This window comes from Hoylesella enoeca JCM 12259, assembly GCF_000613405.1.
GTDB lineage: Bacteria > Bacteroidota > Bacteroidia > Bacteroidales > Bacteroidaceae > Prevotella > Prevotella enoeca.
The window spans coordinates 81,253-96,904 of record NZ_BAIX01000004.1; the positions used below are offsets into that span (position 1 = coordinate 81,253).

The 15,652-nt window shown below is 49.3% G+C and carries 8 protein-coding genes and 1 pseudogene; 4 read left to right on the top strand and 5 right to left on the bottom strand.

Translation table 11 applies throughout. The annotated features are described in order from the left end of the window. Window positions 1-90 precede the first annotated feature (90 nt). From JCM12259_RS02550 to JCM12259_RS13455, 4 genes and pseudogenes are all read right to left on the bottom strand, one after another. On the bottom strand, window positions 91-1,365 hold the full coding sequence (locus tag JCM12259_RS02550; RefSeq protein WP_025065296.1) for a replication-associated recombination protein A: 1,275 nt from the start codon (window positions 1,363-1,365) through the stop codon (window positions 91-93). A gap of 46 nt (window positions 1,366-1,411) precedes the next feature. Next, window positions 1,412-1,561, bottom strand: a complete 150-nt coding sequence (locus JCM12259_RS16675) for a hypothetical protein (protein WP_156409631.1) — start codon at window positions 1,559-1,561, stop codon at window positions 1,412-1,414. 610 nt (window positions 1,562-2,171) lie between these two features. Further along, on the bottom strand, window positions 2,172-4,646 hold the full coding sequence (locus JCM12259_RS02565; protein WP_025065297.1) for a bifunctional UDP-N-acetylmuramoyl-tripeptide:D-alanyl-D-alanine ligase/alanine racemase: 2,475 nt from the start codon (window positions 4,644-4,646) through the stop codon (window positions 2,172-2,174). Window positions 4,647-4,974: 328 nt separating this feature from the next. Further along, window positions 4,975-5,786 (bottom strand): annotated as a pseudogene (locus JCM12259_RS13455) (GSCFA domain-containing protein). Window positions 5,787-6,117: 331 nt separating this feature from the next. Between JCM12259_RS13455 and rpsA the strand changes: the two are divergent. The 4 genes from rpsA (at window position 6,118) to mfd (ending at window position 14,747) form a co-directional block, all read left to right on the top strand. Next, window positions 6,118-7,890 (top strand): 30S ribosomal protein S1, encoded by a 1,773-nt coding sequence (gene rpsA, locus JCM12259_RS02575; protein ID WP_025065298.1) that lies wholly within the window; start codon window positions 6,118-6,120, stop codon window positions 7,888-7,890. A gap of 236 nt (window positions 7,891-8,126) precedes the next feature. Next, window positions 8,127-10,121, top strand: a complete 1,995-nt coding sequence (gene rho, locus JCM12259_RS02580; RefSeq protein WP_025065299.1) for a transcription termination factor Rho — start codon at window positions 8,127-8,129, stop codon at window positions 10,119-10,121. Window positions 10,122-10,513: 392 nt separating this feature from the next. Next, window positions 10,514-11,263, top strand: coding sequence for a polyprenol monophosphomannose synthase (locus JCM12259_RS02585; protein WP_025065300.1), 750 nt, complete (start codon window positions 10,514-10,516; stop codon window positions 11,261-11,263). A gap of 37 nt (window positions 11,264-11,300) precedes the next feature. Further along, a complete protein-coding gene (mfd, locus tag JCM12259_RS02590) occupies window positions 11,301-14,747 on the top strand; it encodes a transcription-repair coupling factor (RefSeq protein ID WP_025065301.1) in 3,447 nt (1,148 codons plus the stop codon). Window positions 14,748-14,967: 220 nt separating this feature from the next. On the opposite strand, the gene JCM12259_RS02595 is transcribed toward mfd, so the two are convergent. Continuing rightward, window positions 14,968-15,498, bottom strand: a complete 531-nt coding sequence (locus JCM12259_RS02595) for an outer membrane beta-barrel protein (protein WP_309546396.1) — start codon at window positions 15,496-15,498, stop codon at window positions 14,968-14,970. Window positions 15,499-15,652: the final 154 nt, after the last annotated feature.

The window sequence follows — 15,652 nt, forward strand, 5'->3', positions numbered from 1 at the left end:
AAATAAATGATTGTCTCATACACTCACTCTCTGATTCTCGTCAACCCATTTACTGTTTTTACTTGTTTACTCGTTTACTGATTCATTCGTCTACTTCTCATACCTTTTTCCCCAACATTGGAGCATCCATTGATAGAGTTTCTCCTCCGACGGAGCATGTTGCGGATGCCAAACACGCGTCTGTTGCAATGCGTCAGGTAAATATTGCTGAGGCGTGAAATGACCCGGGAAGTCGTGAGGATAAGCATATCCGTCGCTATAACCCAATTGTTTCATCAGCGTTGTGGGTGCATTGCGCAGATGCAAAGGCACCGGCAGATTACCCGTTTCCTTGACAATGCTCAGTGCCGCATCGATCCCCAGATAGGCGGAATTGCTCTTCGGGCTTGCGGCCAAATACACAGCAGCTTCGGCTAAGGGAATCCTACCTTCGGGCCAACCGATTTTCATCACCGCCTCAAAGGCAGCATTAGCTATCAGCAATGCATTGGGATTGGCCAAACCGATGTCTTCGGCCGCACTGATCACCAATCTTCGGGCAATAAATTGCGGATCTTCGCCTCCCTCGATCATCCTCGCCATCCAATAAAGAGCCGCATCAGGGTCGCTGCCTCGAATGCTTTTGATGAAAGCCGAAATGATATCATAGTGCATTTCGCCGTCTTTATCATAGGCCAAAGGATTCTGTTGCAGCCGGCTGACAACCAATTCGTCAGTTATCTCGATATCATCGGCGCTGTCAGACTCCACCACCAGTTCCAAGATATTGAGCAGTTTGCGCGCATCTCCACCGCTATAACGCAACAGCGCATCGGTCTCTTTCAACTCGATATGCCGCTCTTTGAGCACCACATCCGTTGTAATCGCCCGATGGAGCAGCTCCAACAAATCGTCTTTATCCAAAGACTTCAACACGTAAAGCTGACAACGAGAAAGCAACGGACGGATCACTTCAAACGAAGGATTCTCCGTCGTGGCACCGATCAGCGTCACCGTTCCTTTTTCCACGGCTCCGAGCAACGAGTCTTGCTGTGACTTGCTGAATCGATGGATCTCATCAATGAACAAAATCGGTGACGCAGAATGAAAGAATCTCCCGTTTCGGGCTCGCTCAATCACATCGCGCACATCTTTGACACCGCTCGTCACTGCACTCAGCGTGTAAAAAGGCGTTTCCAATTTATGGGCAATGATCTGTGCCAACGTGGTCTTTCCCACGCCCGGAGGTCCCCAAAGAATAAACGAAGAGATGCGGCCCGCGTCGATCATCTTACGCAATACGGCTCCCGCTCCCACCAAATGGCGTTGCCCCACATACTCTTCGAGACTCTTGGGTCTCATCCTCTCCGCTAACGGTTCACTCATTCTCGTCAATCATTTTACCTTTGTGCGCAAAGATAGCAAAATGGTTCTACATATAAGAATAAATCAACAAATTCTTCCCCATTCCCAACCAGCCCGTCAAGCCCGATCCCCTCCACGCCACCATGGAGCTTCCCGCTGATCCGTTGAAACCAATACCACCGCTTGCTCCGGTGAGGAGAATAACTTTCTTTTCCATATTCATCTCTTGTCTAATGGGTTTGTTTCCTGTTTACGATGCAAAGTTAGCTATTTTCATTCAAAGCATAGCCATCTCCAAAAACAATAAGCAACAGAAGTCGTTGCCAACACCATCTCTTGCTTGCCAGAAACTTGGGTGCTACTCCTATCGCTGCTCCTATTTTCTCAGCCGTCGCCCAATACAACGGATATCAGATGTTGCACTTCTCATTGAAAAAGCCGGAAACAAGAAAATTCCCTCGGTTTATTTTCATTTTCCGTTGGAAACAAGAAAATTATTTTAGTTTATTTGCATTTTCCGTCGGAAACAAGAAAATTATTTTAGTTTATTTGTATTTCCAGCCGGAAACAAGAAATTTATTTTAGTTTATTTGCGTTTCCCGCCGGAAACAAGAAATTTATTTATCTTTTTCTTCATTTCCAGGTGTCCGCAGCCGCAAGGTTTTCACCATAGAGATTTCGCACTTTTAATTGGCGCAGAATATGCCTGCAAGCCATAACAAAAGGGTGAAAAGACAAATCGCCTGCTTTTTCACCCTTTCACCTTGTCAATTCATTGAGCTGTTCACTCGTTCACTTGTCTTCTGGCCAAATGTTTTCTCCGCTCATCAATCCTGGAAATACACCCGCTTGACACGTGTACTTACGCCCGTCAAAACCTCATAAGGGATGGTTTCTAACACGTCGCTGAGCACCGTGACGGGCAAATGATCGCCGAAGATTTCAACGCTGTCGCCCTCTCGGCAGTCGATTCCCGTGACATCGATCATGGCCACATCCATACAGATATTGCCCACATACGGAGCTTTCTGGCCGTTGACAAGACAATAGCAACGGCGATTGCCGAGGCGCCGATTCAGTCCGTCGGCATACCCGATGGGGATTGCCGCGATCACACTGTCGTGCTCTATCCGTCCCTTTCGACTGTAACCGACCGTGTCTCCTGCCGGGACACGACGCAATTGCAAGATAGTCGTTTTGAGCGTACTCACATTGTGCAGGATCGCATTGGTGCAGGGATCCACACCATAAAGGCCCAATCCCAAACGACACATATCCATCTGCCGTTCGGGGAAGTGTTCGATGCCGGCCGAATTGTCCATATGCCGCAGAATCTTGTGATCGAATGCAGCTTGAAGTCGACTGCTTCCGGCTTCGAACAACGCAAACTGGCGGGCAGAAAAATCATCAAATCCATCGCTATCCGAGCCTACGAAGTGAGAGAAAACAGATCTCGGAATAATCGCATTTTGATGTTTCAGTCGGTCGATAAGCTGCTCCATATCTGCCACGGGATCGAAACCGAGGCGGTGCATACCCGTATCGAGTTTCACATGAACGGGATAATCGGTGATACCTTCTTTCTCCGCGGCCTTGATCAGCGCTTCGAGCAAACGGAAAGAATAAACTTCGGGTTCGAGATCATAATCAAACATCGTTTTGAAAGCCGTCATCTCAGGATTCATAATCATGATATTGGCCGTGATACCGTTCCTCCGCAGCGTCACGCCTTCATCTGCCACAGCAACGGCCAGATAGTCCACACGATGATCTTGCAGCGTTTTCGCGATCTCCACCGAGCCTGCACCATAGGCGTCGGCTTTAATCATACAGACGAGTTTGGTGGTCGGTTTGAGAAACGAACGATAGTGATTGAGATTCTTCACCATATTGTTGAGATTGACTTCCAAGATCGTTTCGTGCACCTTATTGACCAAAAGCTCGGTGAGTTGATCGAAACCAAACTTGCGGGCACCTTTCAACAAGATGACTTCATCGTGCAAAGAGCGAAACACTTCGCTGTGAATGAATTGCTCGACCGTGTGAAAAAAGAATTTTTCAGACACCTGAATCTCTTTTGCCTGCGCACAAAGCTGCGGCCCGATACCGATGAATTTCTCCACACCCCGCTTCAAAGCGAGATCCGAAACCTCCTTATACAGCGCCTCGGGAGCTTCTCCACTCTGATAAATATCGCTCAGGATCAGCGTCCGGCGCCGTCCTTGATGATCAGGACGACGATTCATGAAGTCGAGCGCAATGTCTAACGAGTTGATATCCGAGTTATAAGAGTCGTTGATCAGCGTGCATCCGTGCTGTCCTTCTTTCACTTCCAGCCGCATTGCCACAGGTTCCAGCTCACCCATCCTGCGGTGAAGCGTCTCTCGATCCAGCCCCAATTGCAACGCCACTGCGGCACAGATGATGGAATTGGTGAGCGAAGCCTCGTCGATGAACGGCAGCGAATAACTTCCTGCCACACCTTTATATATATAAGAAACAACCGACATGGCGGCGCGTTTCTCCACATTCGACACATAAAAAGCAGCGTTCGCGTCCTGGCGCGACCATGCAATCGGCTCACCCGGAAGATTCGCTTCACGCACAACCCGACTCACCAGAGCATCATCGGCATTGTAAACCACCGTGCGAGCATCGCGAAACAACACGAGTTTCTCACGACATTTATCTTCCATCGAACCGAAATTCTCTTGATGGGCAGCCCCTAAATTGGTGAGAACGGCAATTGTCGGTCGGATCATCTTGCGCAAAGCTTCCATTTCTCCGGGCTTACTGATACCCGCCTCGAAGATTCCCACCTGCGTGTGCGCATCCATCAGCCACACCGACAGTGGCACACCGATCTGCGAATTATAACTGCGCGGCGAACGCGTGACAAACCTTTCGGGCGAGAGCAACTGATAAAGCCACTCCTTGACCATCGTTTTGCCGTTGGAACCGGTGATTCCCACCACAGGAATATCAAACTCGTCGCGATGCCGCTCAGCCAATCTCTGCAAGGCCGTGAGCGTGTCGGCCACTTCCAGAAAGTCGGCTTCGGGATACCGCTCGGCCCAATCTGCCGGCACATGAGCCACAACAAAGTTTCTCACACCGCGTCGATACAACTCCGGAATATACTTATGTCCATCATTACGATCAGACTGAAGGGCGAAAAAAAGCGTCTCTTCGGGAAAACAAAGTGACCTGCTGTCGGTCAATATAAACGCTACATCAGACTCGTTTTCACCATAGCGGTGCGCGCCGATGAGTGTGGTTATCTTTTCAATAGAATATGTCATACCACCATTTTATATATCGCTGCAAAGTTACTGCAAATTCGACAGACAGCAAAAATAATGCAAGAAAACTCCCGTTTCGATGAATCGAGAACCGCATCCATGACAACTGTCATCCCACTTGTCGTCCGTGCCACATTCAGAATTGACAGTTGATCATCGGTCGTTGATCGTCTTGCAACGTAACTAACCGTTAATCAACGTGCGAAAAGGCATTGGTTGCGCTGCAATTAACGGTGAATTGCAGCGCATTTTACCGTTAATCGCCATGCTGTCTATATCTTCCTGATCAGCAATCGAGTGGTAAAGATTAGGGAAATGGAGGCTTGGCCTATGGCTGAATAGGCGGCATTTCGGGATATTTCAGTGCCAACGCTTCAGCTCTTTCACGCATTTGGGCGATAAAACGTCGGTATTCCGCAGACTCGGAATCGAACGGACGGTGAGCAAATGCTTCCTTGATGGGACGCCACTCTTCGAGAAATTGCTTGGCAGCAGCACTGAAATAGGTTTCGGCAAACCGCTGCCGAATGTATTCCACTGCCTGATCCGTGGGATGGAGCATATCTTCACGATAGAAGCGATAGTCTCGAAGTTCATCGTTGACGATCTCATAAGCTGGGAAATAAGTCACTGACTGCGGATAGGCTTGCACCAAACGGTTGGCTGCCAACAGCAGTGTCGCCTTGGAAAGTTGACTGCATGATAGCCATATTTGGCATAACGGATAGGACTCACGGTGATGATGACACGCACATCAGGGTTTCGCTGTCGCAGGATCTCGACACATTCAGAGAGGCTTTGAGTGCATTCCTCCACGGAAAGTTGATCTTCACGAAACAAATTTTGCGGTCGTTTTCGGCAGTTATCAACCGTTTCGCCCGTCTCTTTCAGTACATACACACGGTTGGTTCCTAACGTCAAGACGGCCGTGCGCGGCACAAACGAAGTGCGGGCAACGGTGTGCAGTATGCTGACGGGATTATACATGACGCCGAAGGGATTGACTTCGACACGGAATTTATCAGCTGCAAACAGTCGACCTATACGGTCGGCGAAACACGATCCCACGAAAAGCATCTGCTCGCAGGGACCGATATCGAACATGGGCCGATCAATATCAACAATCGTTCTGAATTTCATTGCGATGCAATTAAAATGTTTTTTGTCGTTGAAAACGAATTACAGACGGAGCACTACGACCTGGCTCAGACTCAAATAAGTAATTTTCTTAAAACGATTTGAATAACAATTTATTGCAGAAATATCAACTTCTTTAAGGTTTATTGGCTCCTTTCAGTGTCTCGGAAAGCGTCATAAACAAGGCAGATCATCGAGTTAAATATCATTAATAGTATCATAATTACTTAGTTGCACATCTTATTTTATCATACAAAAACAGTATCTTTGCAGCCGATTTTTAATTCATTCACATAAAGTCTAACTTTATTAATTTACAAAACAAATAATTTTTATGTCAGATTTAAAGAACGTTCAACCGTTGGCAGACTTCAACTGGGACGAGTTTGAGAATGGAACCAACGTAAACGAAAGCAAAGAAGATCTTCAAAAGGCCTATGATGAGACACTGAATAAGGTCTCAGACCATCAGGTTGTTGAGGGAACGGTGATCTCAGTAGACAAGAAAGAGGTTGTCGTTAACATCGGTTACAAGAGCGATGGTATTATCCCCGCTTCTGAATTCCGCTATAATCCCGATCTCAAAGTGGGCGATAAGGTCGAAGTTTATGTTGAGAACCAAGAAGACAAAAAGGGTCAGCTGATCCTTTCTCACAAGAAAGCTCGCCTAAGTAAGAGCTGGGAGCGTGTCAATGCAGCGCTCGAAAACGAAGAAGTCATCCAGGGTTACATCAAGTGTCGTACCAAAGGCGGCATGATTGTTGATGTATTCGGAATCGAGGCATTCCTTCCCGGTAGCCAGATTGACGTTCATCCTATACGCGACTACGATGTATTCGTAGGCAAGACAATGGAGTTCAAGGTTGTGAAGATCAATCAGGAATTCCGTAATGTTGTCGTTTCCCATAAGGCTTTGATTGAAGCCGAGTTGGAAGCGCAGAAGAAAGAAATTATCAGTAAGCTCGAAAAAGGTCAGGTTCTTGAAGGAACCGTTAAGAATATCACTTCTTACGGTGTGTTCGTTGATCTCGGCGGCGTAGACGGATTGATCCATATCACGGATCTGTCGTGGGGCCGTGTGAGCGATCCGCATGAAGTTGTGGCACTCGATCAGAAGATCAACGTGGTGATCCTTGACTTCGACGACGAGAAGAAGCGTATTGCCCTTGGTCTGAAACAACTCACGCCGCATCCTTGGGATGCACTTGATCCGAACCTCAAAGTGGGCGATCATGTGAAAGGTAAGGTTGTCGTTATTGCTGACTACGGTGCATTTGTCGAGATTGCTCCGGGTGTAGAAGGTCTCATCCATGTGTCTGAGATGTCTTGGAGCCAACACCTGCGCAGCGCACAAGAATTTATGCACGTAGGCGATGAAGTAGAGGCCGTGATCCTCACACTTGATCGTGAGGAGCGCAAAATGTCTCTTGGCATTAAACAATTAAAGGAAGACCCTTGGGAGACGATCGAAGTGAAATACCCCGTAGGTAGTAAACACACAGCAAAAGTACGCAACTTCACCAACTTTGGTATCTTCGTTGAACTCGAAGAGGGCGTAGACGGTCTGATCCATATCAGCGACCTGTCTTGGACTAAGAAGGTGAAGCATCCTTCCGAGTTTACACACGTAGGCGCAGAGATGGATGTTGTGGTTCTCGAAATAGACAAAGAGAATCGCCGTTTGAGCCTCGGACACAAGCAGCTCGAAGACAACCCATGGGATACTTATGAGACATTGTACACTCCTGGCTCTGTGCACACCGGCAAGATTACAGAGATGATGGACAAGGGCGCAGTAATCACGCTGAACGAAGGCGGCGAAGGCTTCGCTACTCCTAAGCATCTTGTCAAAGAAGACGGTACGCAGGCACAACTCGGCGAGGAACTTCCGTTCAAGGTGATCGAGTTCGTCAAGGATGCCAAACGCATCATCCTCTCTCACAGTCGTACTTTCGAGGACGTCAAAGATGATGTGAAACCCGCACACAAGCACACCAACGCTAAGAAGAGTGATACTCCGCAGATCAACAATGTCGTTGCAGGTACCTCACTGGGTGATCTCGACGTACTTGCTGACTTGAAGGCTAAATTGGAGAAGGGCGAATAATCCGATCCACATTCATATAAGAGATGGCTGACCCGATCAAGGTCGGCCATCTTTCATTTTATACCTTTCTTATATACAAAACGCATGGTTAATATATATTAATTTATTAATCCCATGAAACCTGATTAAGGCTTAATACGTTTTTTTTAGTACCTTTGCAATCGACTTTTAATACAACCGCGTTTCAACTCTCGAAACGACGGGCTTTCAATCAGAGACATTTATTATACACCTATATGTATAGCAAAGACGAATTATTATCGAAAGGCATCGCCGAGCTCGAAGGTATTGCCACCCAACTGGGTGCCGACTTCCCTGCCGATGCTACACAAGAAGACATTACCTATGCCATTTTAGACAAACAGGCCATAGACGAGGGAAACAAGAATCCTTTGGGTGCGAAACGCCGCCGCGTAAGAATTGCTAAAAAAGACACCGACAGGGTTTACACTGTCAACGGAAAAGAAGGTGAGAACTTCGATTTGCAAAAAAACAAAACCGCTGCCGAGCAACAACCTCTCTTTAAAGAAGAGAACGGTCAAAACGATCCCGAAGAAGTCCCCGGACAAGACAAGGGGCTGTCGTCAGAGGAACTGCTGGCCATGATCCCTAAACATCGTGGGCGAAAATCCAAGCGAGAACTCGAACTCATTGCTGCTGCCGAAGCCGAACGGGCAGCAAGAGAGCAACAAGCGACAGTGCAACCCGAGGATGAGCCGAAAGCAGAATCCGAGAATGCAGCACCACTGGAAGAAATCCGGAAAGAGAAATCACAAGAAGCGCCCTTCGTTCCCGAGCAAGAATTTGCCACCAGCGACACTGCAACTAAAAATGACGAAGAGAGCAACGACCTGCTGGCACAACTGCAAGCAAAAATAAATGCCCACAACGAAGAAGCCGAAGAGAAGCGCGAAACCGTCGTAGACGGTGTTTGGGCAGGTGATCCTGGCGACGGCACCGACTTCATCCCCGTGGTCGACCTCCCAATAGAGGATCAAGGAGCCGTGCCTAACTTCGACATGTTTGATAACCCCACGACAACCGTCATCCCCCATATTCAAGGCTATCAACAACCGACTCCCCCGGCCAACTACACCCCAGCTTATGATTTCACCGATATTATCACCGCCAATGGCGTACTCGAAATCATGCCCGACGGCTACGGATTCCTGCGCTCGAGCGATTATAATTATCTCTCATCGCCCGATGACGTCTATGTGGCTGGTCCACAAATCAAACGTTACGGGCTCAAAACCGGCGACGTGGTGCAATGCCACGTGCGACCGCCTCACGACGGAGAGAAATACTTCCCGCTGACGAGTATCGACAAAATCAACGGTAGGAAACCGACCGAAGTGCGCGACCGGATTCCTTTCGAACACCTGACGCCCCTATTTCCCGACGAGAAATACAACCTCTGTGGCACCCGCGAGACCACCAATCTCTCTACGCGCGTCGTGGATCTCTTCTCGCCCATCGGCAAAGGCCAGCGCGCACTGATCGTGGCCCAGCCTAAGACCGGTAAGACCATCCTGATGAAAGACATTGCCAACGCCATCGCCTCTAATCATCCTGAGGCCTATCTGATGATGTTGCTCATCGACGAGCGCCCCGAGGAAGTCACCGACATGGCACGCACCGTGAATGCAGAAGTCATCGCATCAACCTTTGATGAGCCGGCCGAACGCCACGTGAAGATTGCCGGGATCGTCTTAGAGAAAGCCAAACGAATGGTGGAGTGCGGTCACGACGTGGTGATCTTCCTCGATTCGATCACGCGTCTGGCTCGCGCCTACAACACCGTTGCCCCTGCCAGTGGCAAGGTCTTGACGGGTGGTGTGGATGCCAACGCCCTGCAAAAACCCAAACGCTTCTTCGGTGCGGCTCGTAACATCGAGGGAGGCGGCTCGCTGACCATTATCGCTACGGCCCTAATCGACACCGGTAGCAAGATGGACGAAGTGATCTTCGAAGAGTTTAAGGGTACGGGTAACATGGAATTGCAGCTCGACCGCTCGCTCAGCAACAAGCGCATCTTCCCGGCTGTCAACCTGGTGGCTTCAAGTACGCGGCGCGACGACCTGCTGCAAGACAAGACCACGCTCGATCGTATGTGGATTCTTCGCAAATACATCGCCGATATGAATCCGATAGAGGCGATGAACTCCATCCACGACAGGATGATCCATACCCGCAGCAACGACGAGTTTCTCTTGTCAATGAATGGGTGATCGACCGATCCATGTTTTAGTCATTAACTCAATAGGGAGTTAAGCCGAAGGTTCGACCGACTGCTTAACTCCATTTTTTGTTTTAATTCATCAGTCATCACGCACAATTCATCATGCACAATTAGAGAAGCTGAGAAGTATACGACTGCTGCCCCACAAGTAGTATAGGGCTGGCCGACTCCTATACGACTTCTCAGACCGCGTCAACGGGTTTGCTCGTGCGCCCGTTTACCAAACCAGCTTTACACCACAAAAGAGAAAGGGGAGCACTCTCTGCGAACTCCCCAACAACACAAATCAGCACAGCGAAATACCTCGAAAGGTCGACCACATTTATTTTTGGCGTTTTCGGATTTTCTTCCTAACTTTGCGATGTATAAAACAATACCAATATGAACGCAAGCGATAGCATCGTCATCATCCCCACCTATAACGAAAAAGAGAATATCGAGAAAATCATACGAGCAGTATTCTCACTCAACAAATGTTTCCATATCCTTGTCATCGACGACGGTAGCCCCGATGGAACAGCCGCTATCGTTCACCGACTGATCGATAACGAATTTGCCGATCGGCTTTTTATCATCGAACGAAAAGGAAAATTAGGCCTCGGCACGGCCTATATCACAGGATTTCGATGGGCGCTGGAACACGATTACGAATTCATCTTCGAGATGGATGCCGACTTCAGCCACGATCCGAATGATCTGCCGCGTCTCTATGCCGCTTGCCACGACGAGGGCTATGATGTCGCCATCGGATCGCGTTACGTCAGCGGTGTAAACGTAGTCAATTGGCCCATCGGGCGCGTGCTGATGAGTTACTTCGCATCCAAGTACGTGCGCTTTATCACCGGCTTTTCAGTCCATGACACCACGGCCGGCTTCAAGTGTTATCGCCGTCGCGTGCTTGAAACCATACCGTTAGACGAAATACGCTTTAAGGGTTACGGTTTCCAGATCGAGATGAAATACACAGCATACAAGATAGGTTTCAAGATCAAGGAAGTGCCCGTGATCTTCATCAACCGTCGCGAAGGCGTAAGCAAGATGAGCGGCGGCATCTTCGGCGAAGCATTCTTCGGCGTGATACGGCTACGATTAGACGGATGGCTGCGGAAATACCCCCGGATCAAGGCGTAAACACTCTCCCTCCTTTTCTGATATGTCACAAAAGACGTTGGATTTACAATACATCCTGCACCGCTACGAGAAATCTCCGCAAGTGCAGGCGTTGACGCATGCCGTGACCGACGAGTCAATACCAACCATTTTCTTGCAAGGCGCGAAAGGATCGGCCATGGCCATGCTTTTCGCATCGGGATTCAAAACGATGAAACGCACTGCCCTCTTCATCCTATCCGATGTCGACGAAGCAGGTTATTTCTATCATGATCTAACACAGGTGATGGACACCCAGCGCGTGCTCTTTTTCCCCTCGGCTTATCGTCGGGCGGCGAAATACGGACAGCGCGATGCCGCCAACGAAATCTTGCGCACAGAGGTGCTGGCTCGTGTGAGTGGCGGTTTGGAAACGCTCTATGTCGTGACGTCGCCCGAAGCGTTGGCCGAACTGGTTGTCTCACGAACACAACTGAATGAGCATCGGTTGTCATTACATGTGGGACAAACGGTCGACCTATCGGCGTTGCGACGTCAGCTGATTGATCTCGGGTTCGTCGAGCATGATTATGTATATGAACCCGGCCAGTTCTCCGTGCGCGGCAGCATTGTCGACATCTATTCCTATTCGAGCGAATTGCCGTTCCGTATCGATTTCTTCGGCAACGAAATCGACACGATCCGCACCTTCTCAGTGGAAGATCAACTGTCGAAACATAAACGCGAATCGGTGGAGATCCTACCCGAACTGGCCAAGAATGCCGAAGAGAAGGTTTCGCTATTGCGATTCTTACCCAAAGATACGCTGCTGGTGTGTAACGAGCTGACTTATGTACGGGATTCCATCGCAAAGATCTATGACGATGGTTTCTCTTCACAAGCCTTGCTGGATCGATTGGAGAACGCCACCGAAGCACAACAGCAGGAGATTCGCAACGAGATGACACGAGAGATGCAACTATTACGCGCCTCACGATTCATGGAAGATGCAGAGAAGCTCAAGCGTGTGGAATTCGGACACCAACCCACGAGTGAGTCGAAAGCTATCATCCGACTCGACATGTCGCCTCAACCTTTATTCCATAAGAATTTCATACTGCTGCGCCAGACCTTAGAAGATTATCAGTTGCGCGGTTACGAGATCTGCATTCTCTCCGATAGCAGGAAACAGCAGGAGCGCCTGAAAGAAATATTAAACTCTACCGACTACCTTGAAAGTAGGGCGATGTTAGACGACGACTCTTCTGAGAGGACACAGCGAGAAGTCTTTATCACCGGCACGCTCCACGCAGGCTTCAGCGACAACAGTCTGCGAGTTTGTGTTTTCACCGATCATCAGATATTCGATCGTTTCCATAAATACAGCCTGCGCAGCGACGTTGCGCGTGCCGGAAAGATGGCGCTCACCATGAAAGAACTGATGGAGATGGAGCCCGGCGATTACCTGGTGCATATTGACTACGGTGTGGGGCGCTTCGGAGGACTCGTACGCGTGCCCACGGGCAATTCCTATCAGGAGATGATCCGCATTATTTATCAGCACAATGATAAAGTGGACGTCTCCATCCATTCCCTCTACAAGATCAGCAAATACCATTATTCCGACGACCATCCGCCCGTGCTCTCCACGCTCGGAAGTGGCGCATGGGAACGACTCAAAGAGCGGACCAAGAAGCGAATCAAAGCATTGGCGCGCGACTTGATCAAGCTCTATGCGCGCCGCCGGCATGAGAAAGGATTCGCTTTCAGCCCCGACTCGTTCATGCAAGATGAGTTGGAAGCCAGCTTCATCTATGATGATACTCCCGACCAGCTTAAAGCCACCCAAGATGTGAAAACAGACATGGAACTGCCCCGCCCGATGGATCGGCTTGTTTGCGGTGATGTGGGATTCGGAAAGACCGAAGTGGCCGTGCGTGCCGCCTTCAAAGCAGCTTGCGACTCCAAGCAGGTGGCTGTGCTTGTGCCCACGACGATCCTGGCCTATCAACACTTCCAGACCTTCCGCGACCGTATGAAAGGTTATCCGGTGCGAGTGGACTACCTCACGCGAGCTCGCTCCATACGCGATGTGCGGCGTATTCTCGAAGACCTACGCAACGGTAAGATCGACATCCTTATCGGTACGAAGAAACTGCTCTCCCAGGATGTGACATGGCACGACTTAGGATTGCTCATCATCGACGAAGAGCAGAAGTTCGGCGTAGCGGCTAAGGAGCAACTGCGTCAACTCAAAACCAACGTAGACACCCTCACGATGTCGGCCACCCCTATACCTCGTACCTTACAATTTTCGCTCATGGGAGCGCGTGATATGAGTATCATCCGCACTCCCCCTCCCAATCGTCATCCCATCCACACCGAACTACTCACGTTCAACAGTGAAATCATTGCCGATGCCATCAACTTCGAGATGAGTCGTAACGGGCAAGTCTACTTCGTCCACAGCCGTATAGACACGCTGCCCACCATAGCCTATCTCATTCAGAAAGCCATACCCGACTGTCGCATAGGCATTGCCTATGGACGAATGAAGCCCAATGAATTGGAGCGCATCATCGAGAAATTCATGCACTTCGACTACGATGTGCTCCTCTCCACAACCATCATAGAGAACGGCATCGACATCCCCAATGCCAACACTATCATCATCAATGATGCTCACCATTTCGGATTGTCCGACCTCCATCAAATGCGTGGCCGCGTAGGGCGCAGCAATCGTAAGGCATTCTGTTACCTATTAGCGCCGCCCAGGAGCGTTCTCAGCACCGAATCCCGCCGCCGTTTAGAGGCTCTCGAAACTTTCTCGGATTTGGGTAGCGGTTTCAACCTGGCCATGCAAGACCTCGACATTCGGGGAGCAGGCAACCTCTTAGGCGTCGAGCAAAGCGGATTCATGGAGGCCCTGGGCTACGAGACTTATCAAAAGATACTCACACAGGCAGTCATCGAACTCAAAAATGATGAGTTTGCCAACATCTATACTGAGGATATGAAACTCGGACACAAGTTCACCGGCGCCGACTTCGTGGAAGACTGCGGCATCGAGAGTGATCTCGAAATGTATTTCCCGGACAACTATGTGCCCGGTAGCAATGAGCGGATGCTCCTCTATCGGGAACTTGACAACACCGTCGACGATACCGCCCTTGAATCTTTCAGGCAGCGGATGATCGACCGCTTCGGACCCATTCCCCACGAAGGTGAGGAACTAATGCGTGTTGTAACCCTGCGCCGGCTCGGTCGGCAACTGGGTTGCGAGAAGATCGTTTTGCGACAAGGACGGATGATGATGCAGTTTGTCAGCAACAGCGAGAGCGCCTATTACAAGAGCCCGATCTTTGAGCGCGTTCTTCAATACATCATGTCCCATGCCCGCCGCTGCGATCTCAAAGAGTCTAATGGACGTCGCATGATGCACGTGAACAACGTCCCCACCGTAGAAGAGGCGGTTGCCGTACTTCGCAATATCGAAGACGAAGACCCGACGAAGAAAAACAAGTAATCCTCATAGCTTCCTACCCATCCAGCAGATCCCGCAACAAAAACGTTTTCACGAAAGATTCCGACATCTATACGAGTAGTGCCCCACAAGTTATATACCTGTGGGGCACTACTCGTATAGAAGTCACGCACCCTGCCGGACCTTACTCCCTACTACTTAAAATCCCGATGCCGAACGCGGCACCGGGATTCACCTTAAAACATGTAGTACCTACAAGTCATTAAAAATTGTAGTAGAGACCGAATGTAATGTTGTTACCATCCATATTTACGCCCCATTCGTCAACTTTCGCCTTGGAGTTGTTGTCTTTGGAGTGATCATAACCCACGAACCCTACTTTGGTTACAAAGCTCAGACACGGCGTGAGATTGAGTGCCACGCCCGGTTTGAAGCCGATCTGTAAACGGTCAATGTCTCTGTTGTTAGCGCCGTACTCATGCGCATAGCCCACGGTGCCGTCAACAAAAGCATTGACAAGCCGCGAGTGAAAGAAGGTGTAACGCACATAAGGGTTGAATTCCACCGACTTTGCTCCGCCATGATTAGATCCTTTCCATCCGAAGGCTGCACCCACAGCCCAATCGCTGTTGAAGCTGTAACCCACTTCAGGCACGAACTTATACGCTGTGATGTTGTCACTACCACCGTTGTCAGCGCTTCCGATACCGACTCCACCGCCGACAAACACTTGGGCGGATGCGCCCACAGCCATAACGGCTGCCACCAATGTCATAAATACTTTTTTCATCATCTACATTTAATTATTAATATCTATACTATTGCCCAGTAAACGGACAGTGCAAAAGTAAGGTAAAATGCATAAAGGCCAGTCATCTGCTCTTATTTTTTGTAACTCTTTAATACAAATCTGTGTTAAAGGTGCTTCCTTTTACGCTGATTTCAGT

Bases quoted from the DNA above. Each gene is read 5' to 3' on its own strand.
- JCM12259_RS02550 (WP_025065296.1), bottom strand. From the start codon at position 1,365: ATGAGTGAACCGTTAGCGGAGAGGATGAGACCCAAGAGTCTCGAAGAG.
- rpsA (WP_025065298.1), top strand. From the start codon at position 6,118: ATGTCAGATTTAAAGAACGTTCAACCGTTGGCAGACTTCAACTGGGAC.
- JCM12259_RS02565 (WP_025065297.1), bottom strand. From the start codon at position 4,646: ATGACATATTCTATTGAAAAGATAACCACACTCATCGGCGCGCACCGC.
- rho (WP_025065299.1), top strand. From the start codon at position 8,127: ATGTATAGCAAAGACGAATTATTATCGAAAGGCATCGCCGAGCTCGAA.
- JCM12259_RS02595 (WP_309546396.1), bottom strand. From the start codon at position 15,498: ATGATGAAAAAAGTATTTATGACATTGGTGGCAGCCGTTATGGCTGTG.
- JCM12259_RS16675 (WP_156409631.1), bottom strand. From the start codon at position 1,561: ATGGAAAAGAAAGTTATTCTCCTCACCGGAGCAAGCGGTGGTATTGGT.
- JCM12259_RS02585 (WP_025065300.1), top strand. From the start codon at position 10,514: ATGAACGCAAGCGATAGCATCGTCATCATCCCCACCTATAACGAAAAA.